Annotated in this window: 25 protein-coding genes; 19 read left to right on the top strand and 6 right to left on the bottom strand. The window is 60.3% G+C overall.

The genetic code is table 11. From position 1 onward, the window contains the following. The first annotated feature begins 96 nt into the window (after positions 1 to 96). Together AWX27_RS17360 and AWX27_RS17355 are read left to right on the top strand one after the other, a co-directional pair. Positions 97 to 321, top strand: coding sequence for a hypothetical protein (locus AWX27_RS17360; protein ID WP_004934623.1), 225 nt, complete (start codon positions 97 to 99; stop codon positions 319 to 321). Then, on the top strand, positions 318 to 584 hold the full coding sequence (locus tag AWX27_RS17355; RefSeq protein WP_060424021.1) for a hypothetical protein: 267 nt from the start codon (positions 318 to 320) through the stop codon (positions 582 to 584). The genes AWX27_RS17360 and AWX27_RS17355 overlap by 4 nt, the downstream gene beginning before the upstream one ends. 9 nt (positions 585 to 593) lie before the next feature. Here the strand turns inward: AWX27_RS17355 and AWX27_RS24655 are convergent, their stop codons facing one another. Genes AWX27_RS24655 through AWX27_RS17345 form a run of 3 tightly spaced genes read right to left on the bottom strand, consistent with a single transcriptional unit; the run spans position 594 to position 3,171 of the window. Further along, positions 594 to 746, bottom strand: coding sequence for a DUF2474 domain-containing protein (locus AWX27_RS24655; RefSeq protein WP_071605360.1), 153 nt, complete (start codon positions 744 to 746; stop codon positions 594 to 596). A gap of 14 nt (positions 747 to 760) precedes the next feature. Beyond that, positions 761 to 1,768, bottom strand: a complete 1,008-nt coding sequence (cydB, locus tag AWX27_RS17350; RefSeq protein ID WP_049202081.1) for a cytochrome d ubiquinol oxidase subunit II — start codon at positions 1,766 to 1,768, stop codon at positions 761 to 763. 2 nt (positions 1,769 to 1,770) lie between these two features. Beyond that, a complete protein-coding gene (locus tag AWX27_RS17345) occupies positions 1,771 to 3,171 on the bottom strand; it encodes a cytochrome ubiquinol oxidase subunit I (protein ID WP_004934615.1) in 1,401 nt (466 codons plus the stop codon). Between the two features lie 144 nt (positions 3,172 to 3,315). Between AWX27_RS17345 and AWX27_RS17340 the strand changes: the two genes are divergently transcribed. From AWX27_RS17340 to AWX27_RS17315, 6 genes are all read left to right on the top strand, one after another. Then, complete coding sequence (locus tag AWX27_RS17340) at positions 3,316 to 4,734, top strand: aminotransferase-like domain-containing protein (RefSeq protein ID WP_060424120.1); 1,419 nt, start codon at positions 3,316 to 3,318, stop codon at positions 4,732 to 4,734. Between the two features lie 187 nt (positions 4,735 to 4,921). Next, positions 4,922 to 6,577 carry an ABC transporter substrate-binding protein gene (locus AWX27_RS17335; RefSeq protein WP_060424019.1) on the top strand — a complete coding sequence of 552 codons (1,656 nt, stop codon included), beginning with the start codon at positions 4,922 to 4,924 and terminating at the stop codon, positions 6,575 to 6,577. A 48-nt stretch (positions 6,578 to 6,625) separates the two neighbouring features. Next, the gene (locus AWX27_RS17330) at positions 6,626 to 7,582 is read left to right on the top strand and encodes an ABC transporter permease (RefSeq protein WP_048234726.1); all 957 of its coding nucleotides are present in this window, start codon (positions 6,626 to 6,628) and stop codon (positions 7,580 to 7,582) included. 4 nt (positions 7,583 to 7,586) lie between these two features. Continuing rightward, positions 7,587 to 8,537 (top strand): oligopeptide ABC transporter permease, encoded by a 951-nt coding sequence (gene opp4C, locus AWX27_RS17325; RefSeq protein ID WP_060424016.1) that lies wholly within the window; start codon positions 7,587 to 7,589, stop codon positions 8,535 to 8,537. Next, positions 8,534 to 9,520, top strand: coding sequence for an ABC transporter ATP-binding protein (locus tag AWX27_RS17320; RefSeq protein ID WP_060424013.1), 987 nt, complete (start codon positions 8,534 to 8,536; stop codon positions 9,518 to 9,520). Before opp4C ends, AWX27_RS17320 begins: the two co-directional genes overlap by 4 nt. Next, positions 9,510 to 10,478: an ABC transporter ATP-binding protein gene (locus AWX27_RS17315; protein ID WP_060424011.1), complete on the top strand. Its 969-nt coding sequence runs from the start codon at positions 9,510 to 9,512 to the stop codon at positions 10,476 to 10,478. The genes AWX27_RS17320 and AWX27_RS17315 overlap by 11 nt, the downstream gene beginning before the upstream one ends. Positions 10,479 to 10,480: 2 nt before the next feature. Here the strand turns inward: AWX27_RS17315 and AWX27_RS17310 are convergent, their stop codons facing one another. After that, on the bottom strand, positions 10,481 to 11,455 hold the full coding sequence (locus tag AWX27_RS17310; RefSeq protein ID WP_060424008.1) for an alpha/beta hydrolase: 975 nt from the start codon (positions 11,453 to 11,455) through the stop codon (positions 10,481 to 10,483). A 665-nt stretch (positions 11,456 to 12,120) separates the two neighbouring features. Between AWX27_RS17310 and AWX27_RS17305 the strand changes: the two genes are divergently transcribed. From AWX27_RS17305 to ompC, 6 genes are all read left to right on the top strand, one after another. Further along, complete coding sequence (locus AWX27_RS17305) at positions 12,121 to 13,335, top strand: aspartate aminotransferase family protein (protein WP_060424005.1); 1,215 nt, start codon at positions 12,121 to 12,123, stop codon at positions 13,333 to 13,335. Between the two features lie 52 nt (positions 13,336 to 13,387). After that, a complete protein-coding gene (astA, locus tag AWX27_RS17300) occupies positions 13,388 to 14,422 on the top strand; it encodes an arginine N-succinyltransferase (RefSeq protein ID WP_038877029.1) in 1,035 nt (344 codons plus the stop codon). Further along, positions 14,422 to 15,894: a succinylglutamate-semialdehyde dehydrogenase gene (gene astD / locus AWX27_RS17295; RefSeq protein WP_060424118.1), complete on the top strand. Its 1,473-nt coding sequence runs from the start codon at positions 14,422 to 14,424 to the stop codon at positions 15,892 to 15,894. The genes astA and astD overlap by 1 nt, the downstream gene beginning before the upstream one ends. A 52-nt stretch (positions 15,895 to 15,946) precedes the next feature. Beyond that, positions 15,947 to 17,287: an N-succinylarginine dihydrolase gene (astB, locus tag AWX27_RS17290; protein ID WP_060424115.1), complete on the top strand. Its 1,341-nt coding sequence runs from the start codon at positions 15,947 to 15,949 to the stop codon at positions 17,285 to 17,287. Between the two features lie 10 nt (positions 17,288 to 17,297). Continuing rightward, positions 17,298 to 18,281 carry a succinylglutamate desuccinylase gene (gene astE, locus AWX27_RS17285; RefSeq protein WP_060424002.1) on the top strand — a complete coding sequence of 328 codons (984 nt, stop codon included), beginning with the start codon at positions 17,298 to 17,300 and terminating at the stop codon, positions 18,279 to 18,281. Between the two features lie 568 nt (positions 18,282 to 18,849). Beyond that, positions 18,850 to 19,932: a porin OmpC gene (ompC, locus tag AWX27_RS17280; RefSeq protein ID WP_060423999.1), complete on the top strand. Its 1,083-nt coding sequence runs from the start codon at positions 18,850 to 18,852 to the stop codon at positions 19,930 to 19,932. A 79-nt stretch (positions 19,933 to 20,011) separates the two neighbouring features. On the opposite strand, the gene AWX27_RS17275 is transcribed toward ompC, so the two are convergent. Beyond that, on the bottom strand, positions 20,012 to 20,236 hold the full coding sequence (locus tag AWX27_RS17275) for a biofilm development regulator YmgB/AriR family protein (RefSeq protein WP_060423997.1): 225 nt from the start codon (positions 20,234 to 20,236) through the stop codon (positions 20,012 to 20,014). A 121-nt stretch (positions 20,237 to 20,357) separates the two neighbouring features. Continuing rightward, complete coding sequence (locus AWX27_RS17270; RefSeq protein ID WP_038877040.1) at positions 20,358 to 20,549, bottom strand: YdfD/YebW family protein; 192 nt, start codon at positions 20,547 to 20,549, stop codon at positions 20,358 to 20,360. Positions 20,550 to 20,777: 228 nt separating this feature from the next. Here AWX27_RS17270 and lysM point away from each other — a divergent pair, with 228 nt between their 5' ends. The 5 genes from lysM to AWX27_RS17255 all read left to right on the top strand — a co-directional run bounded on the left by lysM (position 20,778) and on the right by AWX27_RS17255 (position 23,662). Beyond that, positions 20,778 to 21,224 carry a peptidoglycan-binding protein LysM gene (gene lysM / locus AWX27_RS17265; protein ID WP_016927389.1) on the top strand — a complete coding sequence of 149 codons (447 nt, stop codon included), beginning with the start codon at positions 20,778 to 20,780 and terminating at the stop codon, positions 21,222 to 21,224. A 264-nt stretch (positions 21,225 to 21,488) separates the two neighbouring features. Beyond that, on the top strand, positions 21,489 to 21,644 hold the full coding sequence (locus AWX27_RS25315; protein ID WP_016927390.1) for a hypothetical protein: 156 nt from the start codon (positions 21,489 to 21,491) through the stop codon (positions 21,642 to 21,644). 23 nt (positions 21,645 to 21,667) lie between these two features. Continuing rightward, positions 21,668 to 21,832, top strand: coding sequence for a hypothetical protein (locus AWX27_RS25310; protein ID WP_164491940.1), 165 nt, complete (start codon positions 21,668 to 21,670; stop codon positions 21,830 to 21,832). A 107-nt stretch (positions 21,833 to 21,939) separates the two neighbouring features. Beyond that, positions 21,940 to 22,881 carry a pirin family protein gene (locus AWX27_RS17260; protein ID WP_060423995.1) on the top strand — a complete coding sequence of 314 codons (942 nt, stop codon included), beginning with the start codon at positions 21,940 to 21,942 and terminating at the stop codon, positions 22,879 to 22,881. Between the two features lie 433 nt (positions 22,882 to 23,314). Beyond that, entirely contained in the window at positions 23,315 to 23,662 is a 348-nt protein-coding gene (locus AWX27_RS17255) for a DUF1304 domain-containing protein (protein WP_225529049.1), read from the top strand. Positions 23,663 to 23,678 lie beyond the last annotated feature (16 nt).

The raw sequence follows: 23,678 nt of genomic DNA, 5'->3' as shown, positions 1-23,678 counted from the left end.
GGATTGTGCGAGGCGTTACGCAGTTCACTAATTGAACGATATTTGCCCTTCCAGTAGACTTTCCCCCTGTGAATCAACGGCCACAGGAGGTGGACTATGCGCAGCTTGCCGATTCGGTTATCCAATGAAATCGACGACAGTTTGAACGATATTGCCCGGCGTCACGGGATGGCCAAAACCGACGTCATACGGCTGGCGTTTGCTTTAATGACGATTGCCGACCGTGAGTGGATGAAACAGGATGGTTCCCGCCTCGGTATCGTGCGTGAAAGCGACGAGGGGCTGGAGGCAGTCGCCGTGGTGGTGGGGATTTTTCCATGAAGCCGCAAAATGAGCGCCCGCAGCTCGATGCTGAAAGGTTGTATTTGGATCCTTCGCTGGTCTTCGACGAAATGGAGCGGCTGCGCCTGGCGCGCCAGGTGCTGTGCGGGATATTTGCGGTCAGCGTGGGCGTATTCGCCGCCCACGCGTATTGGGACAAAAATGAAGCACTGAGGCAAGCGTTCGAACTGGTGAAGATCGGCGCCTTGCCGCTGGTCACGCTGGTGGTATCCTTCTACTTTCCCAACAGCGCGGCCAGATAAGGCGCCGCGTCAATGCGACTTCATGCCCGCCGCGGTCATCAGCAGGCGGAACAGCGAGGCGACCACGAACAGCCCCAGCACGCTGGCGCTCCAGATGATCACCAGCCAACCGATGCGTTTCCACCAGGGCGCCGGCGCGGCGGTTGCCGTTTTATCTTGCATAGCGTCCTCCCTTCTCAGTGATAGCCGTGTTCATGGCTGATCTTGCCGCGGAACACGTAGTAGCTCCAGAAGGTGTAGACCAGAATGATCGGGATGATGAACAGCGCGCCTACCAGCATAAAGCCGAGGCTCTGCGGCGGGGCGGCGGCGTCCCACAGGCTGATGGCCGGCGGGATCAGGTGCGGCCAGATGCTGATGCCAAGCCCGCTCAGGCCGAGAAATACCAGCAGCAGCGTCAGCATGAACGGCGAGTAGTGCGCGCCGCGTTTCACCCCGCGTTGAATCCCCCAGGCGCTGAGCAGCACCAGCACCGGCACCGGCAGCAGCCAGAACAGGTTCGGCAGCGTAAACCAGCGGGCGGCGATTTCCGGATGCGCGATCGGCGTCCAAATACTGACCGCGGCCAGCACCAGCAACAGGATCGCCAGCAGCGGCGTCGCCAGGTGATACATGCGCGCCTGCAGGTCACCGGCGGTTTTCATCACCAGCCAGGTACAGCCGAGCAGGGCGTAGGTCACCACCAGCCCCAGCCCGCAGAACAGCGCAAACGGCGTCAGCCAGTCCAGCGCGCCGCCGGCGTAGGTGCGGCCTTCGACCGGGAAGCCGTTGATCACGGCGCCTACCACCACACCCTGGCTGAAGGTGGCGAAGATTGAGCCCCAGATGAACGCCTTGTCCCAGATATGGCGTTTCTCCGGCTTCGCCTTGAAGCGAAACTCGAAGGCCACGCCGCGGAAAATCAGCCCGATCAGCATCAGCGTCAGCGGGATCGCCAGCGCGTCGAGGATCACCGAGTAGGCCAGCGGGAAGGCGCCGAACAGCGCCGCGCCGCCCAGTACCAGCCAGGTTTCATTGCCGTCCCACACCGGGGCGACGGTGTTCATCATCAGATCGCGGTCGCCGCTCTCTTTCACCCACGGAAACAGGATGCCGATGCCCAAGTCAAAACCGTCCATCACCACGTACATCATGGTGCTGAACACGATGATCACAAACCAAATCAGCGGAAGATCGATGCCCATGTTCAGCTCCTGTCGTCCAGAGTGTCGTTGACCGCGGACAGCGGACGTGCCGGGCGGCCCTCGGTATTGTCTTCTTGGTGTTCATGCGGCTGCGGTCCTTTGCGGATCAGGCGCATCATGTAGGAATACCCCACGCCGAACACCGAGCAGTAGACGATGATGAACGCCAGCAGGCTGATGCTCATGTGCAGGTCGCCGTGCGCGGAGACCGCGTCCTTGGTGCGCAGCAGGCCGTACACCACCCACGGCTGGCGGCCGATCTCGGTGGTGAACCAGCCCGCCAGCAGCGCCAGCAATCCGGAAGGCCCCATCCACAGAATGAAGTACAGGAACGGACGCGACTGATACAGCCCGCCGCGCCAGCGCAGCCACAGGCTCCACACCCCGGCCAGAATCATCAGCATGCCCAGCCCGACCATGATGCGGAACGACCAGAACACCACGGTGGAGTTGGGGCGATCTTCCGGCGGGAAGGATTTGAGCGCCGGCACCTGTTCGGTCAGGCTGTGGGTCAGGATCAGGCTGCCGAGGTACGGCACTTCCAGCTTGAAGCGGGTCTCTTCGCGCTGCATGTCCGGCCAACCGACCAGGATCAGCGGTGTGGCTTCGCCCGGCGGGTTTTCCCAGTGGCCTTCAATGGCGGCGATCTTCGCCGGCTGGTGTTTCAGCGTATTCAGGCCGTGCGCATCGCCGATCAGCGCCTGCACCGGCGCGACGATCAGCGCCATCCACATCGCCATCGACAGCATCTTGCGCATCGCCGGGGTATCGCGGCCGCGCAGCAGGTGCCAGGCGGCGGAGGCGCCGACGAAGAACGCCGAGGAGAGGAAGGCGGCGGTGGACATGTGCAGCAGGCGGTACGGGAAGGACGGGTTGAAGATCACCTTCAGCCAGTCGACCGGCACCACCTGGCCGTTGATGATTTCATGCCCCTGCGGCGTCTGCATCCAGCTGTTGGAGGCCAGGATCCAGAAGGTGGAGATCAGCGTGCCGAGCGCCACCATACAGGTGGCGAAGAAGTGCAGGCCGGGGCCGACGCGGTTCCAGCCGAACAGCATCACGCCGAGGAAACCGGCTTCGAGGAAGAAGGCGGTCAGCACTTCATAGGTCAGCAGCGGCCCGGTAATGCTGCCGGCGAACTCGGAGAAGAAGCTCCAGTTGGTGCCGAACTGATAGGCCATCACCAGCCCGGACACCACGCCCATGCCGAAGTTAACGGCGAAAATCTTTGACCAGAAATGGTAAAGCTCGCGGTAGGCTTCATTGTGCGTTTTCAACCATAACCCTTCCAGCACCGCCAGATAGCTGGCTAAACCGATGGTGATGGCGGGGAAGATGATATGGAAAGACACGGTGAAGGCGAACTGTATTCTGGCGAGTTCCAGTGCATCAAGACCCAGCATGGCGCCTCCTAGGGTTGAACATAAATTAACCTCTTGAGTATAGCTGTCATTTTTATGTGAAATACTTGGCGTTAAGTTAAGCACGGAGTACAGTGACTATAATAGTGACAGTTATTTTACTTTTTCATATAACAGTTAATGGTTATGACCCGATACGAGCAGCTTGCGCAGCAGATTAGAGAACAGATCCAGAACCGGGTGTGGCGGGCGGGCGACAAGCTGCCTTCGCTGCGCGAGAGCGGCAAACGCGCCGGATTGAGCCTGATGACGGTGGTGCAGTCTTACCAACTGCTGGAGAGCCAGGGGTGGATCGTCGCCCGGCCGCAGTCGGGCTACTACGTGGCGGCGCGTCCGCAGCCGCTGCCCCAGCCTTCGCGCGGCGAGAAGCTGTTGCTGAGCGAGCAGGTGGACATCAATGCCTTTATTTTCGACGTGCTGCAGGCCTGCAAGGATCCGGATATCGTGCCTTTCGGTTCGGCCTTTCCCGACGCCACGCTGTTTGCCCAGCCGAAGCTGGCGCGGGCGCTGAGCAGCGTAGCGCGCAAGTTCACGCCGCACAGTTCGCTGGCCAACCTGCCGCCGGGCAACGACGCGCTGCGGCGGCACATCGCCCAACGCTATGCGCTGAGCGGCATGCAGGTCGCGCCGGACGAAATCGTCATCACCGCCGGGGCGATGGAGTCGCTCAGCCTCAGCCTGCAGGCGGTGACCCAGCCGGGCGACTATGTGGCGATCGAGTCGCCGGCGTTTTACGGCGCGCTGCAGGCGCTGGAACGGCTGCGGTTAAAGGCGGTGGCGATCGCCACCCATCCGCAGGACGGCATCGATCTGGACGCGCTGCAGCAGGCGGTGGAACAGTATCCGATCAAAGCCTGCTGGCTGATGACCCACTTCCAGAACCCGCAGGGCGCCACCCTGCCGGAGGCCAACAAGCAGCGTCTGGTGGCGCTGTTGCGCGACCGACAGATTTCGCTGATTGAAGATGACGTTTACGGTGAGCTGTACTTCAGCGCGGAACGGCCGCTGCCGGCCAAGGCGCTCGACAGCGGCGGCCAGATCCTGCATTGCTCGTCGTTTTCCAAATGCCTGGCGCCGGGCTTTCGCGTCGGCTGGGTGGCGGCGGGGCGTTATGCGCAGCAGATCCAGCGTTTGCAGCTGATGAGCACCGTTTCCACCAGCGTGCCGACCCAAATGGCGCTGGCGGATTATCTGCTGCACGGCGGCTACGATACCCATCTGCGGCGGCTGCGGCGGCTGCTGGCCCAGCGCCAAAGCGCGATGCGTCAGGCGATCGCCCACCATTTCCCGCCGACGGTGAAGGTCAGCCAGCCCGACGGCGGATACTTCCTGTGGCTGGAGCTGGATCCGGCGCTGTCGTCGATGGAACTGTACCGGCAGGCCCTTTCCCGGGGGATCAGCATCGCGCCAGGGCGCATGTTTACGACCGGCGACCATTTCAACCACTGCTTCCGCCTCAACGCCTCTTTTGAATGGAACGATCGGTTTGAAGAGGCGATCAAAACCTTAGCCAAACTTATTCGGGGGCTGGCGGCGGCAGGCTGAATCGCATTTTGCACGGCGCTTCGCCCCAGAAAAATTCATAATGCTTTTTTCGGCAATGGAATGCCGGTTTCGTTGTTAGACAGCCCTCCAGCCGCCCATTACTCTGCGATAAATTTTGTCACATTTTTATCAACGGGAAGACGAGGGGCAGCGGGTGAGTGGAATAAAAAATAGGCTAAACAAACTGTTGCGCTATCGGCTAACGCCGCTGGCGCTGGTCTGCGCGCTGGGGCTGAGCGCCGGCGTGCAGGCGGAAACGCTGGCCGAAGGCATCACGCCGGCCAGCGACGCTGCTCGGGTACCGGCCGCCGCCAAGCTGCGTAAAGACACCGTGGTGGCGGGCATCTCGGAGCCGCAGGGGATTTTCAACCCGTATCTGTTCACCAACGGCTGGGACGAGAACGTGACCGACGTGATCTTCAGCCGCCTGATCGGCCTGGACAGCCAGGGCAAGCCGGAAGGGCGATTGGCGGAGTCCTGGCAGGTCAGCCCCGATAACCTGACCTACACCATCAAGCTGCGGCCGAATCTGGTCTACAGCGACGGCTCGCCGCTGAAAGCCGACGATATCGCCTTTACCCTGACGCTGCTGCACGATCCGGCCTATGACGGTGACACCGACATCACGCCGGCGCACATCCAGGGCGGCGCCGAGTATAAAAACGGCACCGCCGCCGGCATCAGCGGCCTGAAGGTGATCGACGATCGCACCATTCAGATCGTCACCACCCAACCGGGCGCGACTACGCTGCAACTGATCGGCGGGCCGGTGCTGTCGCGGGCTTACTACGGCAAAGACTATCAGCGCGGCAAGCTCGACGGCGTGCGCGCCTTCAACGGCAAGCCGCTCGGCAACGGCCCCTATATTTACGACAAGTACGTGCCGGGGCAGGAGATCCGCTTCCACGCCAACCCGAACTTCTATCTCGGTGCGCCGCCGATGGCGCGCTTTATCTACCGCGTCACCAACCCGGCCACCAACTTCCAGCTGTTCCAGACCGGTGAGACCGACTACGACGCCTTTACCGCCAAGCCGGACGATATCGAACAGCTCAAGCTGCTCGGCTTCGCCAATATCAACCTCTACAGCTCAAGCGATTACAGCCGCATCGACTTTAATCTCAAGCGCCCGGCGCTGCAGGACAAACGGGTGCGCCAGGCGCTGATCTACGGCCTGGATCGGCAAAAACTGATCGCCGTGGTATACCAGGGTTACGGCAAGGTCGCCAACCAGCCGATCTCGCCGATCTCCTGGGCCTATGATGCGAACGGCATCAATCCCTACGCTTACGATCTCGACAAGGCCGGGAAGCTGTTGGACGAGGCCGGTTGGCGAGTGGGCGCGGACGGCATTCGGCAAAAAGACGGTAAAAAGCTGGAGCTGACGCTGCTGGTGACCAAAAAGCTGATCAATGACGCGCTGGTGCCGATCGCCAAGGACAACTACCGCCGGCTCGGCGTGGTGCTGAAACCGCAGGTATTGGACTTCAACGCGCTGCTGGCGCAGCGCAAGGCGGGCAATTACGACCTGGCGTCCCTCAGCACCAGCACGTTGAACGATCCGCACGATGGCGTGCGCGATTTCATCAGTCGCGAGAGCGAGACCGGTTATCACAATCCGCAGGTAGACGCGCTGATCGCCAGGGCCAATGCCACGCTGGATATCGCGCAGCGTAAGCCGCTTTACCATCAGCTGTATCAGGCGCTGGCGGACGATCCGCCGGTGATCCTGCTCGGCAACCGCGAGATTTTGAGCGCCAGCAGCGCGCGCGTCACCGGCTTTAAACCGGATATCTACAACGGCTTGGTCGGCAGCCTGCCGAACGTCAAACCGGCGCCGTAACGCCCTGACGCCGCCGCGCCACTCCGGGCGGCGGCGATGGAATTCGCGATGAGAAATTTTATCCTGCGCCGTCTGTTGCAGACGATCCCGATGCTGCTGTTGGCTTCCTTGCTGATTTTTTGCATCTTCGCCCTGGCGCCCGGTGACTTTATCGACGGCAACATCAACCTGACCGCGCAACGCGCCGCCGAGCTGCGGGCGCTGTACGGGTTGGATCAGCCGTTGTTCAGCCGCTACCTGCACTGGCTCGGCCGGCTGCTGCAGGGCGATCTCGGTTTTTCGCTGCAGTATCAGATCCCGGTCAGCACGCTGCTGAACCAATACATCTGGAACTCGTTCCTGCTGGCGGCGGTGGCGATGGTGCTGTATTGGGGCATCGCGCTGGCGGTGGGGGTGATCTCGGCGATGAAACCCTATTCGCTGTTCGATCATCTGATCACCGTGGCGGTGTTCGCCGCCATGTCGTTTCCGACGTTCTTCCTGTGTCTGCTGCTGATCAAATGGTTCGCCGTCGATCTGCACTGGCTACCGGCGGGCGGCATGCTGCGCACCGGAAGCGAAGCGAGCGGGCTGGCGTGGGCGCTGGAAGTGGCGGCGCACCTGCTGCTGCCGGTGCTGGCGCTGGTGATGCTGCAGGCCGGCAGCCTGACGCGCTATTTCCGCGCCAGCATGCTGGACGTGATCCGCATGGACTATATCCGCACCGCGCGCGCCAAGGGGCTCAGGGAGAAAACGGTGATCCTCAAACACGCGCTGCGCAATGCGCTGTTGCCGATCGTCACCCTGCTGGGGTTCGAGCTGCCGGGATTGTTCTCCGGCGCGCTGATCACCGAAAAAATCTTCAACTGGCCGGGCGCCGGGCATATCCATATCGATTCGCTGGCGGCGCGTGATTACCCGGTACTGATGGGATTCACGCTGTTTCTGGCAGCCTTGACCATTCTCGGCAATCTGCTGGCGGACATTCTGTACGCCTATGCCGATCCGCGTATTCGTTTGAGGTAACGCTATGTTGGCTACGTTGTTTTTCGGCCGCCGCCGCCGCTGGCGTCAGGCCCAACTGCCCGCGCTGGCGCAACTGTCGCCGCCGCCCGCCGCGCAGGCCTGGCGACGACTGCGTCGCCACCGGCCGGCGATGATCTCGCTGGCGTTGCTGGTGCTGTTGGCGTTGCTGTGCCTGATTGGGCCGTCGCTGTCGCCGTGGCGCGACGACGCCGGCGATGTGCTGAATATCAATCAGGCGCCGAGCGGCGCGCACTGGTTGGGCACCGACTTTCTCGGCCGCGATATCTGCACCCGGCTGCTGCTGGCGGGGCGGATATCGCTGACCATCGGCCTGGTGTCGATGCTGCTGTCGGTGACGCTGGGCTATGTGCTGGGGGCGCTCGCCGGTTATTTGGGCGGCGTGGCGGACAGGCTGATCATGCGCTTCGCCGATCTGCTGATGACCATTCCCGGCCTGCCGCTGCTGATCATCATGGGGGCGATGCTGACCGAGCTCGACGTCTCGCCGGACTACCGCATCTACATGGTGATGATCATGCTGAGCCTGCTGGGCTGGCCGTCGCTGGCGCGGCTGGTGCGCGGCCAGATCCTGTCGCTGCGCGAGCGGGATTTCATGCTGGCCACCGAGGTGCTGGGGCTCTCCACCCGGCGGCGTCTGTTCGGCCATCTGCTGCCCAACACCGTGCCGATTTTGGTGGTGGTGGCCACCATGGCGGTGGCTAACGCCATTCTCAGCGAATCGGCGTTGAGCTACCTCGGGCTGGGCGTGGTGCCGCCGACGCCATCGTGGGGCAACATGATGGATGCCGCCAACAGCCTGATCGACTTTCAGCGCCGCCCCTGGCTGTGGATGCCGCCGGGGCTGGCGATCTTCGTCACCGTGGTGGCGATCAATATCTTGGGCGACGGTCTGCGGGACGCGCTCGATCCGAAAATGAACGGGGTAACACGATGAGCCAACCGCTGGTGGCGTTCGATCGACTGTCGGTGTCGTTTCAGGGAGAGCAAGGGCCGGTGCGGGCGGTGCAGCAGGTCAGCCTTGAGCTGCAGGCCGGGCAAACGCTGGGGATCGTCGGCGAGTCGGGCTGCGGCAAAAGCGTGACCGCCATGGCGCTGATGGGGCTGCTGCCGCAGCCGTTGGCGCAGGTAGACGGCGGTGAAATTCGCTTTGAAGGGCAGAACCTGCTGTCGCTACGGGCATCAAAGATGGCCGATCTGCGCGGCAACCGGCTGGCGATGATCTTTCAGGAGCCGATGAGTGCGCTCAATCCGGTGTTGACCCTCGGCGAACAGCTGGTGGAGCCGCTGATTCGCCACCTGGCCCTGTCGCCGAAAGCGGCCTGGGGTCAGGCGATTCAACTCTTGACGGAAGTGGGGTTGGCGCGCGCGGAGGCGCTGATGCGCTGCTACCCGCATCAACTGTCCGGTGGCATGCTGCAGCGCGTGATGATCGCCATGGCGATCGGATGCCGCCCGGCGCTGCTGATCGCCGATGAGCCGACCACGGCGCTCGACGTCACGGTACAGGCGCAGATCCTGGCGTTGCTGCGCGAGCAGAGCCGGCGACACAACATGGCGATGATCTTGATCACCCACGATCTCGGGGTGATCGCCCAGATGACGGACCGGCTGGCGGTGATGTACGCCGGGCGCGTCGTCGAGCAGGGCACGACCCGGGAAGTGTTGGCCGAGCCGCGGCATCCTTATACTCAGGGGCTGATCGCCTCGCGGCCGGTGCCGGGCCAGCGGCTCCGCCGTCTGTATTCCATTCCCGGCCAGGTGCCGGATCTGGCGCGCTTGCCTGAACACTGTGCGTTTGCCGAGCGCTGTGCGCAGGCCTCCGCTCGCTGCCGCGATGGCATTCCGCCGCTGTACGGCACACCGCAGCGCCAGTCCGCCTGTTTCCTCAACGCGGGAGGGCGCCCGCATGTCGATTGAACCTCTGGTGGAAGTGAAAGGATTAAAGAAATATTTCCCGCTGCGCGACGGGCTGTTCGGGCGAACCACCGGCCAGCTGAAGGCGGTGGACGACGTCAGCTTCAGCATTCGCAAGGGCCGCATTTTCGGGCTGGTGGGCGAGTCCGGCAGCGGCAAAACCACCGTTGGCCGCACGCTGCTCGGCCTGCACGACAAAACCGCCGGCGAGGTGATGTTCAAAGGGCAGGCGTTGGATAGCCTGAGCAAAGAGGCGTTGCGCGCCCTGCGGCCGAAAATGCAGCTGGTGTTTCAGGATCCGTACAGCTCGCTGAATCCGCGCCTGCGCGTGGGCGACGCCATCGGCGAAGCGCTGTTGCAGCACGGCCTGGCGAGCAAGGCGGAACTGCGCGAGCGAGTGCTCGATACCCTGTCGATCTGCGGGCTGTCTCCACAGCATTACGGGCGGTTTCCGCATGAGTTTTCCGGCGGCCAGCGCCAGCGCATCGGCATCGCGCGCGCGCTGATCCTGCAGCCGGAGTTTATCGTCGCCGACGAACCGATATCGGCGCTCGACGTGTCGATTCAGGCGCAGATCATCAATCTGTTTTCCGATTTGCAGGAACGGCAGGGGGTGACGCTGCTGTTTATTTCGCACGATCTCGGCGTGGTAGAGCACCTGTGTCAGGACGTGGCGGTGATGTACCTGGGGCAGATCGTCGAGAGTGCCGACCGCGATGCGTTATTTCGTCGGCCGCTGCATCCCTACACGCAGGCCTTGCTGGCGGCGGTGCCGACGCTGGATGTGCATCGCTCGCTGCCGCGGGCAGCAAGCGGCGAGCCGCCCAATCCCGCCAACCCGCCGCACGGCTGCCGTTTTCATCCGCGCTGCCCGCAGGCCACGGCGCAGTGCCGTGAACAGGCGCCGCGCCTGCGCAGCGTGGCGCCCGGTCATCAGGTGGCGTGCCATGTGGTCGGCTAGCGTCAGGACAGGTAGTGCTTCAACGCGCGCCCGGCCTGGTGGATCGCCGAATGCACCGCCGGGACGTGGGCGAGCGGATTCAACAGGCCGTAGTCGTGGATCAGCCCGTTATAGCGGGTGGAGGTGACCTCGACGCCGGCGGCATCGAGCAGACGCGCGTAGGCTTCGCCCTCATCGCGCAGCACGTCCAGCTCGGCGGTTTGCACCAGCGCCGGCGGCAAACCCCGCAGCTGTTCCGGTGTGGCGTTGAGTGGCGAGGCGTAGATGTCTTTGCGCTGCGCCTTATCGGGCGCGTAACTGTCCCAAAACCACTTCATCATGTTGCGAGTCAGGAAATGGCCTTCGGCGAACTGATGATAGGAGTCGGTATCAAACTGGGCGCGGGTGACGGGCCACAGCAGGATCTGGCAACGCAGCGCCGGTATGCCTTTCTCTTTGGCCATCAGGCTGACCACCGCCGCCATATTGCCGCCGGCGCTGTTGCCGACCACCGCCAGCCGCGAACCGTCGACGTTGATCTTCTCGCCGTACTCGGCCACCCATTCGGTGGCGGCGTAAGCCAGGTTGATCGCCTCAGGGTAGCGCACCTCCGGTGAACGGGGATAGTTGACGAACACCGCCACCGCGCCTGAGCTGTGCACCAGATCGCGCACCAGCCGTTCATGGGTGGGGAAATCGCCCAGCACCCAGCCACCGCCGTGAAAGAACATGAATACCGGCAACGCCTCTTTGACCCTGGCCGGCCGCACCAGCTGCAACAGAATATCCTGACCTTCTACGTGAATGGTTTTCTCGCTGATCTCGATCTCGCGCAGCGGCACCTCGACGCTGCGCTGCGCGTCCTCCAAGACCCTGCGCGCCTCTTTGGGCTTCATCTGTTCCATGGGTTTACCGCCGCCGGCATTCAGCGCGTCGAGAAACGCGCGGATGTCGTGCTGGGCGTGCGGCTGGCTGAGATCGACGGTTTTCTTGGGCATGGTGACTCCTTGTGCGCAGAAGAGAAGGGGCGGTCAGGATCACAGTGTAGACGCTGGCGCGCAAAGCAGGAGCCACGGTCAGCGCGGCCCTGTTTCGGGAGCATGGCGGGGGAGATCTCTGCGTCGCTGCCGCGTTGCACAATTTTGGCGCACCGCTGCACCCGATGGGGGCAAAAAGCGTGATAGCGAGCAAAGGGGGGGAAATTATTTTTGCGAGCCCGATCAGAAATCCTGAAGTTTTTCGTAATTGAATAGGATTTCGCGCGCAATGATGATTTTAGGCCTTATTTTTTAATTTATGCATTACCAATGCATAGAAAATGAATAAATATTCATTATAAGCCGTTGTTTTAACGTAAAAAATAGCAAAATACGGCAAAAATCCCGTTTTGGCACGATAGCTGCTCTACACTCTTTATCAAACGACATGTATTTTAACTGCTCGTTAACATTTACTCCCCGCTCAGGGACCGGATATACGCCATAAATAGTGAAAAACCGATTTTATGTAACAGATTTGTTTCTAAATCAGCGGTAAGGGACAGCATTTTCTCCGCCGGGAAAGTCGGTTTTGAACAACGGTTTTTTTGCATTGTGGCGGCCTAGCCGGGCTTGAGCGGTCCTTACAGTCAAAATTCAGCCTTTGCTGAGATTATGAGGTCACTATGGAACAGCCAATCGCAGTTACCCGCCAGTCTTTCGATGACTGGATGGTCCCGGTTTATGCCCCTGCCGATTTTATTCTGGTGCGGGGAGAAGGATCGCAGGTGTGGGATCAGCAGGGTAAGTCTTACATCGATTTCGCCGGCGGCATTGCGGTTAACGCGTTGGGGCATGCGCACCCGGCGGTCAAGGCGGCGCTGGTGGAGCAGGCGGGCAAACTGTGGCATCTGGGCAATGGCTATACCAACGAACCGGTGCTGCGCCTGGCCAAAAAGCTGATCGACGCCACCTTCGCCGACAAGGTGTTCTTCTGTAACTCGGGCGCTGAAGCCAACGAAGCGGCGCTGAAACTGGCGCGCAAGCATGCGCACGACCAGCACGGCGCCGGTAAAGATCAGATTGTGGCGTTCAACAACGCGTTCCACGGCCGCACGCTGTTTACGGTGTCCGCCGGTGGCCAGCCAAAATATTCGCAGGACTTTGCACCGCTGCCAGGCGGCATCACCCATACGCCGTATAACGATCTGGCCGTGGCGGCCGAGCTTATCAACGATCGCACCTGTGCGGTGATCGTCGAGCCTATCCAGGGCGAAGGCGGCGTGCTACCGGCGGAAGCCAGTTTCCTGCAGGGGCTGCGTGAACTGTGCGATCGCCATAATGCGCTGCTGATCTTCGACGAAGTGCAGACCGGCGTCGGCCGCACCGGCCACCTGTATGCCTACATGCAGTACGGCGTGGTGCCTGATGTGCTGACCACGGCCAAAGCGCTGGGCGGCGGCTTCCCGATCGGCGCCATGCTGACCACCGATGCGCTGGCGAAAACGCTGGGCGTCGGCACCCACGGCACGACCTACGGCGGCAACCCGCTGGCGACGGCGGTGGCGGGGGCGGTGTTCTCCATCATCAACACCCCGGAAGTGCTGGAAGGCGTCAAACAGCGTCACCAGTGGTTTATCGACGGGTTGAACGACATCAACCGCCAGTATCCGATTTTCGCCGAGATTCGCGGCGGCGGTTTGCTGATCGGCTGCCAATTGACGAAAGACTATGCCGGCAAAGCGAAGCAGATCACCCAGCTGGCCAATGAAGAAGGCGTTATCGCGCTGATCGCCGGCCCGGACGTGGTGCGTTTCACGCCGTCGCTGATCATCCCTGAGCAGGATGTGAAAGAGGGGCTGGCGCGATTCGCGCGCGCCGTGGCGCGCATTTGCAGCTAATCAGCGGGCTGTGCCTTCACCGGCGCAGCCTGATTCAGAAGAGGTTCGCATTATGATGATTATTCGCCCTATAGAGCGTCGCGATCTGGCGGATTTACTGACGCTTGCCGGTAAATCCGGCATTGGTCTCACTTCACTGCCGCAAAATGAAGATACCCTGTCGGCACGCATTGAGCGGGCGTTAAAAACCTGGCAAGGCGAACTTCCGCAAAGTGACCAGTGTTATTTGTTCGTGTTGGAGGACAGCGAGCGCCGGCAGGCGGTGGGTGTCTGTGCGATCGAAGTGGCCGTCGGCCTGGCGGAACCCTGGTACAGCTTCCGCGTCGGCACGCAGGTGCACGCTTCCAAACAGCTGAACGTCTATAAATCGGTGCCGACGCTGTTCCTCAGCAACGACCATACCGGCCATTCGGAGCTGTGCACGCTGTTCCTCGATCCGGATTATCGTCACGGCGAGAACGGCAAGCTGCTGTCGAAGGTGCGTTTCCTGTTTATTGCCGCGTTCCGCGAGCGTTTCTCACGGCGCCTGATCGCCGAGATGCGCGGTTTCTCCGATGAAAACGGCCGTTCGCCGTTCTGGGAGAGCGTCGGCCACCATTTCTTCTCCATCGAGTTTGCCAAGGCGGACTACCTGAGCGGCACCGGGCAGAAGGCGTTTATCGCCGAGCTGATGCCGAAACATCCGCTGTATGTCGATTTCCTGGCCGAAGACGCGCAGAAGGTGATCGGCGAGGTGCACCCGCAAACCCTGCCGGCGCGCCGCTTGCTGGAGGCGGAAGGCCTGAGCTATCAGGGCTACGTCGATATCTTCGACGGTGGCCCGACGCTGGAAGCCGAAATCGACCACATCCGCGCGGTGAAGCAGAGCCGCCTGGTGAAAGTGGTGCTGGATGACACGCCGATGCGCGCCGATGCGCCGGTGCATCTGGTGGCCAACGACAACTATCAGAACTACCGCGCACTGTTGGTCAATGCCGATCTGTATGACGACCGCCTGCATATCAACGCCGCCACCGCCGCGGCGCTGGGCGTCGAGCAGGGCAGCCCGGTGCGGGTGCTCCCCCTTATTGCACAGGAGAAAGCATGATGTCCCATCCAGCACTGTTGATTAACGGCGTCTGGCGGCAGGGCCGCGGCGCCGAGTTCGGCAAAGCCGATCCGGTCGGCAACCAGCCGCTGTGGCGAGCCAACGCCGCCGATGCCGGTGACGTTGCCGCCGCCTGCGAAGCCGCGCGTGCCGCGTTCCCTGCCTGGGCACGTACGCCGTTCGAGCAGCGTGAACAGCTGGTAAAACGCTTCGCCGCCTTGCTGGAAGAACACAAGCAGTCGCTGGCGGAAACCATTAGCCGCGAGACCGGCAAACCGCGCTGGGAAACGCTGACCGAAATTCAGGCGATGATCGGCAAGGTGGGCATTTCGCTGCAGGCCTATCAGACGCGCACCGGCTTTAGCCAGACGGCGATGGCCGACGGCGCTTCGGTGCTGCGCCATCGTCCGCACGGCGTGCTGGCGGTGTTCGGGCCTTACAACTTCCCCGGCCATCTGCCGAACGGCCATATCGTGCCGGCGCTGTTGGCCGGTAACTGCGTGGTATTCAAACCGAGCGAGCTGACGCCCCTGACCGCCGAGGAGACCCTCAAGCTGTGGCTGCAGGCCGGTCTGCCGGACGGGGTGATCAACCTGGTGCAAGGCGGCCGCGAGACCGGCGAAGCGCTGGCGGCCAGCGCGGATATCGACGGCCTGCTGTTCACCGGCAGCGCCGGCACCGGCTATCACCTGCATCGCCAACTGGCGGGGCAGCCGGAGAAGATCCTGGCGCTGGAGATGGGCGGCAACAACGCGCTGATCGTCGACGGTTTCGACGATCGCGATGCGGCGGTCAACCTGGCTATCCAATCGGCGTTTATCTCCGCCGGCCAACGCTGCACCTGTTCACGCCGTATTCTGGTGAAGCAGGGGGCCGAAGGCGATGCCTTTATCGCGCGTCTGGTCCAGGTGGCGGGCGAACTGCGGGTCGGCCGCTGGGATGCCGAACCGCAGCCGTTCATGGGCGGGGTGGTGTCGGCAGCCGCGGCGGAAAACATGCTGAAAGCGCAGCAGCACTTGCTGGCGCTAGGCGGCAAATCGCTGCTGACCATGCGCCTGCTGGAGCCGGGCAGCTCGCTGCTCAGCCCGGGCATCGTCGATCTGACCGGCGTGGCCGGCGTACCGGATGAAGAGTATTTCGGGCCGTTGACCACCATCGTGCGTTACCGCGATTTCGACGAGGCGCTGCAGCTGGCCAACCGGACGCGCTACGGCCTGTCGGTAGGGCTAGTATCGCCGCAGCGCGAGCTGTTCGAGCGATTGCTGCTGGAAGCGCGCGCCGGCATCGTCAACTGGAACAAGCCGCTGACCGGGGCGTCCAGCGCGGCGCCGTTCGGTGGCGTGGGGGCCTCCGGCAACCATCGCCCAAGCGCCTTCTATGCGGCGGACTATTGCGCCTGGCCGATGGCTTCGCTGGAAAGTGAAAGCCTGTCGCTGCCGACGACGCTCTCGCCGGGCTTGGCGTTCCGTTAATCGTCTGCGGCGGCGCGCCGGCGTCGCCGCACGCTATCCCCAGGGGATGAACATGTCAGGATATGAAGTCAATTTCGACGGTTTGGTGGGGCCGACGCACCACTATGCCGGGTTGTCGTTCGGCAACGAGGCGTCGACGCAGCATCAAAACAGCGTATCGAACCCGAAGCTGGCGGCGAAACAAGGCTTGCTGAAAATGAAGGCGTTGGCCGATCTCGGTTTCCAGCAAGGGGTACTGCCGCCGCAGGAACGCCCGCATTTGCCGATGCTGCGTCGCCTGGGCTTCAGCGGCAGCGATGAGGCGGTGCTGGCGCAGGCGATGCGTCAGTCGCCGCGCCTGCTGTCGGCGCTCAGTTCGGCGTCGTGCATGTGGACCGCCAATGCGGCCACCGTGTCGCCCTCGGCGGACAGCGCCGACGGCAAGGTGCATTTCACCGCTGCCAACCTGAATAACAAATTCCACCGCGCCATCGAAGCGGAAACCACCACCGCCGTATTGCGGGCGATGTTCAGCGACGATCGGCATTTCGCCCACCATGAAGCACTGCCGCAGGTGGCGTTGTTCGGTGACGAAGGGGCGGCCAACCACAACCGTTTGGGCGGCGACTATGCCAAACGCAGCGTGCAGGTGTTCGTCTACGGTCGGCAGGAGTTCGGCGGCGAAACGGCGCCGGCGCGTTATCCGGCGCGCCAGACGCGCGAAGCCGGCGAGGCGATCGCTCGCCTGCACCAGCTGGACGAACAGCATACGGTCTTCGTGCAGCAAAACCCGGCGGTGATCGATCAGGGCGTGTTCCATAACGACGTGATTGCGGTCAGCAACCAGAACGTGCTGTTCCACCACCAGCAGGCGTTTTACCGCCAGCAGCAGGCGCTGGATGAAGTGCGCTGCAAGATGGCGACGCTGGACAGCGAGCTGGTGGCGATCGAAGTGCCGACGGAGCGCGTCTCGGTGGCGGACGCGGTGGCGACCTACCTGTTCAACAGCCAAATTCTTACCAAGCCGAACGGCAAGATGATGATCGTCGTGCCGGAGGAGTCGCGTCAGCACGCCGGCGTGTGGCGTTATCTCAACGACATGGTCGGCAGCGGCGGCCCGATCGAGGAAATTCGCGTGTTCGACCTGCGTGAAAGCATGCGCAACGGCGGCGGCCCGGCCTGCCTGCGGCTGCGGGTAGCGCTTAACGAGCAGGAGCTGCGGGCGGTTAACCCGCGCGTGATGATGAACGAGCGGCTGTTCGCGACGCTGAACGAATGGGTCGACCGCCATTATCGCGATCGCCTGACGCAGGATGATCTGGCCGATCCGCTGCTGCTGCGCGAAGGGCGCGAGGCGCTGGATTCGCTGACGTCGATCCTCGGTCTCGGCTCCATCTATCCATTCCAACGCTAAGGGAGGCGGCATGATCGATCTACTGCCCCTGACGCTGGAAGGGAACGAACCCGTCGAATGGCAAGGTGAAACCCCGCAGCTGCGCTGGCGCTGGCAGGGGGAAGGGGTGCTGGAGCTCACGCCGCGGCAACCCTACCGCCAGGCGATGGTGATGTCGGCGGGGGTGCACGGCAACGAAACTGCGCCGATCGAACTGCTCAATCAGCTGGTCGGCGACCTGCTGGCCGGCCGGTTGCCGCTGAGGGTGCGGCTGTTGGTGGTGTTGGGTAACCCGGCGGCGATGCGGGCCGGCAAGCGTTATCTGCACAGCGATATGAACCGCATGTTCGGCGGCCGCTACCGCAACTTCGCCGCCAGCGGCGAAACCGTGCGTGCGCAGCAGCTGGAGCGTGCGCTCGCCGCCTTTTTCGATGGGGAACAGGCGGCGCGTTTCCATTACGATTTGCACACCGCCATCCGTGAATCGCGTTTGCCGCGCTTTGGCATTCTGCCTTTCCAGAAACGCCCGTACAGCGAGCCGATGTTGAAGCTGCTGGATGCGGCCGATCTGGATGCGCTGGTGGTACACAGCGCGCCGGGCGGCACGTTTAGCCATTATTCCAGCGAACATCTCAATGCGGCGAGCTGTACGCTCGAGTTGGGCAAGGCGCGGCCGTTCGGCAGCAACGATCTGCAGCAGTTCGCCGCCATCGATCTCGCTCTGCGGGCGGCGGTCAGTGAAGGGCCCCTGCCGGTGCGTGCGGCCGATGAGATTCGGGTTTTCCGCGTGATGCACTCGTTGATCAAGCACAGCGAAGATTTCAAGCTGCACCTGGGCGATGACACGGCCAACTTCACCGAACTGAAACCGGGCATGTTGCTGTGCGAGCAGCCGCAGGAGGACTATCGCGTGGGCCAGGAGGGCGCGTGGATACTGTTCCCTAACCCCAATGTGGCGTTGGGCCTGCGCGCCGGTATGTTGTTGAACGAAGTGCCCCGCTCTACGCTGTATTGATTTATCCACGGCGGCGCCGTCAGCGTGCCGCCGTTATTCCCTTCATTATTTTATTCTGCTATTTCCCGCTATTTTAATTGGCGTAAGGCGAATTTTATTCGTTCCGAAGAGATTCCCTTATGTGAATGAATAAAAGGCGGTGTCAGATGATTAGCTGAAAGTCTTAATTGCCTGGTGAATTTGTTAAGATAAAAATGTGAAATAAGTAACGTTTTTAATAACCATGCTAATTTTGTTGTTACTTTGGGATCGTGCAGAAAGCACACAAAACGAAACCAAAATGCACTGCATTGGTGCATTGCACCATTTTGGTTATAACTTATGTGATGAAATGTTCTTATATTCAATGAGTTGTGCAATTCCCTTGTTGTAATATTTAGTTACAAATAAACATGCTTTCTCCTCGTTGTTTCATGAACTTTTTGATTTTAAGTTTTGATTCATGATGCTAATGTCACATCACCCCCGCATTAGGGGAGCTCATAAAATACCAAAAGATAAAATCACAGCCCAAAATATAAATTGGGCGTGACGGGCAGGGTTCTAATTATAATATCTAGGAAAATAAATGATGAAACGCAGTGTATTAGCCTTAGCTGTCGCCCTCGGGGCGGTCACCTCCTTCGCCAACGCGGCTGAAATCTATAATAAGGATGGCAATAAACTCGACCTGTACGGCCGCGTTGCTGCCAAACACGTTTTCAGTAAAGACAAGGGTGAAGACGGCGACAAAACTTACGTTCGTCTGGGCTTTAAAGGCGAAACCCAAATCAACGATCAGTTGACCGGTTACGGCCAGTGGGAATACCAGGTTGCTTCCAACCACGACGAAGCGCAGGGCACCACCGGCACCAAAACGCGTCTGGGCTTCGCCGGCCTGAAGTTCGCCAACTATGGCTCGTTCGACTACGGCCGTAACTACGGCGTGGTGTACGATGCCGAAGCCTACACCGACATGCTGCCGGAATTCGGCGGCGACTCCTACAGCTACACCGACAACTACATGACCGCGCGCTCCAACGGCCTGGCAACCTACCGCAACCGTGACTTCTTCGGTTTGGTGGAAGGCCTGAACCTGGCGTTGCAGTACCAGGGTAAAAACGACGGTGACGGCCGCAGCGTCAGCAAGCAAAACGGCGACGGCTACGGCATGTCTCTGGACTATCAGGACATCGGCGGCAGCGGCATCGGCGTAGCGGCGGCGTTCTCTGATTCCAACCGTACCAGCGACCAGAAGGCGCTGAAGTATGGTAAAGGGGATAAGGCCACCGCCTGGACCACCGCAATCAAATATGACGCCAACCAGGTCTATCTGGCGGCCATGTATGCCGATACCCGCAACATGACGCCGATCAGCGGCAACGGCGTTTCAGGCTTCGCCAATAAAACGCAAAACTTCGAAGTTGTGGCTCAGTACCAGTTCGAAAACGGCCTGCGTCCGTCCGTGGCCTACGTACAGTCCAAAGGCAAGGACATTGAAGGGATTGGCGATGTCGATCTGGTGAAATACGTGGAAGTGGGCGCGACTTACTACTTCAACAAAAACATGTACACCTACGTCGACTACAAGATCAACCAGTTGAACGACGACAACAAACTGAAGCTGAGCACCGACGACATTGTTGCTGTCAACCTGACCTACCGCTTCTAAGTTTCCATCATTACCTTCATCCTGTGTCGGGATCGGTAATCAGGCAGGGCGCAAGCCCTGCCTTCGTTTTTTCAGGTGCTCAGCCTTTTGGCGCCAATCCCACCAGTTCGATGGCAGAACGCAGCGCGGCGAAACGTTGCTGATCCTGCTCGCGTTCTATCTCCGTGACCAACTGTGAAAGAATATTGCTGCCGGAGACCTTTTTATGGTTTTTGATTAACTGCAACACCGCATCGCCCAACGCCAGGCTGACGTTGCGCAGCAGAATTTCATAATGCTCGTTGGAATGAGCTGATGCTGACATGACCTTTCTCTGTCTCTCTTCTTCGGGAGCCGCAATTTAGCAAAACAGCGGCCTAAAGCCTCGGAGGCAGACGAAGTTTCCGATGAAATCAGAAATTCCTCAGCACCGGACGGGGAAGGCGTTAAAAATCCGAATATTCGCTGGCCGGTAACCAAAAGCCGTCGATAAACTCTTCCATGGGATAACAACCGGCGTGGCGCAGGTTCTGTTCCTTCATCGCGATCAAGCATTGCGGTTCGTCGCGCAATATATCGACCACCATTTCACTGCAGCCGCCATCCAGATAACAGACAAACATCACCAATGCGTACATCGTTGCATGCCTCCTTCGTCGAACCGCCCTGTAGGCAACAGTGTAGGTAAAAAAGCGCGATTTTTCAGCATCATTGCGTGATAAATCGCCATCGAGACGCCGCTGACGGCACTTTCGGAATTCTCTAACCATTTCTGACGCCGGGAGCGGATGGCATATCCTTTTGACGATGCTAAGCTTAACAAGCCTTACTTCAATGCATCAGTGCAACCATCAAAAGGAGTGAATATGGGCTTGTTTAACTTCGTCAAAGAAGCGGGCGAAAAACTGTGGGATACAGTCACCGGCAATGCCTCCGCCGAAGATCAAAGCGCCAAACTCAAGGAGCATCTCGATAAGAGCGGCCTGCCAGGCACCGACAAAGTCGATGTGCAGGTGGTCGATGGTAAAGCCGTAGTGACCGGCGATGCCGTCAGCCAGGAGCTGAAAGAGAAGATTCTGGTGGCGATCGGCAACGTGGCCGGCATCAGCGGCGTGGAAGACAAGGTGGCGGTGGCGCAATCCGACGCCGAGAGCCGTTTCTACACCGTGAAGAAGGGCGATACGCTGAGCGCGATCTCCAAAGAGATGTACGGCAACGCCAATCTGTACAACAAGATTTTCGAAGCCAACAAGCCGATGCTGTCGAGCCCGGACAAGATCTATCCGGGGCAGGTATTGCGTATCCCGCAATAATCTGTCGCTCTGCCAGAGCCCGGTTGCGTACCGGGCTTTTTTTTGTCCTCTGTAATCGCCGTCTCTTATTCCCTTGCTATATCAATGTCGGTTACATCTACCCTGTGTACCCGCTCGCTCGCCGGCAGGTGCGGTGTTGACCCTGATGGGGAAAGTTGATAGCGTCATGCCCCGGTTGAGGCCGGAACGCCCAAGGCGGCAACGTTAACGCCTTATACTGAGGGGCCTTTTGCCCCGCCAAACAGCAATGCAGCAGTTGAACGAGTGAAAACCGATTTAGTGAAACAACAGCGTAACGCCTCAACGGATAAAAACTATCGAGAAACCTTGGGTGATGCGCAATTTGCTATCGTCGTGTTGGCGGTGGCGTCCTGCTCACTGATTATCTTTACGCTGGCGGTCACGCTGTGGGTGACCTGACGCGATTAACTAGGGGAGATAAAATGGAGCCTAATCTCCATGATGAAACCAAACTGCTGGCGATTATCGGCCTGTTGGTTTCCGTGCTGCTGGTGGTATCAATTCTCTTTGGCGTGACCTATTTCTCCGATCTCAGGCACGCGCACGACGATGTTGACATCAAAAGCTGCTATATCAAAGCGTCCTAATCCGCGCGAATGCGCCTGAGCGCCGCCGATCTGTGAGGTGAGCTGTCCTGTGTTAAGCTGGGACGGTTATCCCTTGGCGAATCGGCGCCATTCAGGAGGTCTTTGCGATGAGTCAGTCCCGTCCTACGCTCTCTTCACCCTCACGCGAGTGCCCCGTCGTTGACGGCGTGCGCCAGATCCAGCGTATTGCCGTGCGTAACGCCGAAGTGGGGGGCATTCCGATCAACCGCGCGCTGCCAACCCGGGAAAGGCGTACCGTCGGTGCCTGGTGCTTTCTCGATCACGCCGGGCCGACGGTATTCAACGGTACCTCGCCCGGCATGGATGTGGGGCCGCATCCGCACATCGGTCTGCAAACGTTCACCTGGATGATCGAAGGCGAAGTGCTGCACCGCGACAGCCTCGGCAGCGAGCAGGTGATCCGTCCGGGCCAGGTCAATCTGATGACCGCTGGGCACGGGATCGCACATACTGAACAGTCGGTGGGCGAACCGAGGCGATTGCATGCCGCACAATTATGGATAGCGTTGCCGGCCGAACATGCCGACATGGCACCGCGTTTCGATCATTATCCCGACTTGCCGCAGTGGCAGAATAACGGCGTGAATCACCGTTTGCTGGTCGGGGAATTTGACGCTTATCGTTCGCCGGTATTTACCCTTTCGCCATTAATCGCCATAGATATGGAATGGCAGGAAGCGGCGACGGTGCAATTGCCGCTGCGCGATGACTATGAAATCGGCTTCTTGCCGCTGATGGGAGAATTCGAACTTAATGGTGAAACCTTTTCACCTGACGAGTTTGCCTATTTGGGCATGAAGAATAACTCTATCGAGTTAAATGCACGGAAAGGCAGCCGGGGATTATTAATTGGTGGCGCGCCGTTAAACGAAGAGATTCTTATCTGGTGGAATTTCGTTGGTCATACCAAGGCTGAAATTACTCGGGCCCAGCATGATTGGGAACAAGGGGCGCCGCGTTTTCCGCCGGTGAGCGGTTATTCCGGCGAGCGGATGACCGCGCCGCGCCTGCCCTGGGGCGATGTTTGATAGCGTTAGGATATAATCGCCGCGATTATTCGGCTTATTTCGCTCTAATAAGGCGAAATTACTGTGATCGCGGCTCCAGCTTTACCACAGAATAAGGTTTATCGGCAGAACAGTGATCTGGCGCATATAATGACAATGAGAAGAAGTTTAGGATAATCCTCAGGAAGTCAGGTTGTCTCCCGTTAGTCAGATGTCAGTGAGGTCATTATGAGCCAGGTACTCTATCGTGCAAGACTGTCCCATGTCGTGATTGCCACGGCGCTGTTTTGGGTCTCTGTCGCGGCATTGTTGGTCGCCGTATTAAACTAACCTCAAAAAATGACTCCTGCATAAACCCGCTTCGGCGGGTTTTTTTATCGCCGTTGTCTGGCGATAGAGGCTACGCGATTATACTTAATGACATCTTCAATAAGCGATAGGGACACTCATGAAGCTGTTTGCCGATATTTTGCTGTTGCTCATCGCGGTGCTCCATCTTTATATCCTGGTGCTGGAAATGTTCCTGTGGCGTGCGCCGCTCGGCAGACGCGCCTTCGGTACAACGGCGGAGTTTGCCGCGGCCACGCGGGTATTGGCCGCCAATCAGGGGCTGTACAACGGTTTTCTGGCGCTGGGGCTGGCATGGGGCTACTGGCGTGAGGACATGGCGCTGCAGCTGTTCTTTCTCGGGTGCGTGTTGGCGGCCGGGGTGTTCGGCGGGCTGACCGCCAGCCGCAAGATCCTGTGGGTGCAGGCGCTGCCGGCCTTGATCGCGATGCTGGCGGTATGGGGGGCGCGTTAACCCGCCGGTTTACGGC

It is taken from the genome of Serratia sp. 2880STDY5682894 (genome assembly GCF_001537385.1).
Lineage (GTDB): Bacteria > Pseudomonadota > Gammaproteobacteria > Enterobacterales > Enterobacteriaceae > Serratia > Serratia nevei.
The sequence above is the reverse complement of the archived record's forward strand: the minus strand, read 5'-3'. Positions and strand labels throughout refer to the sequence as shown.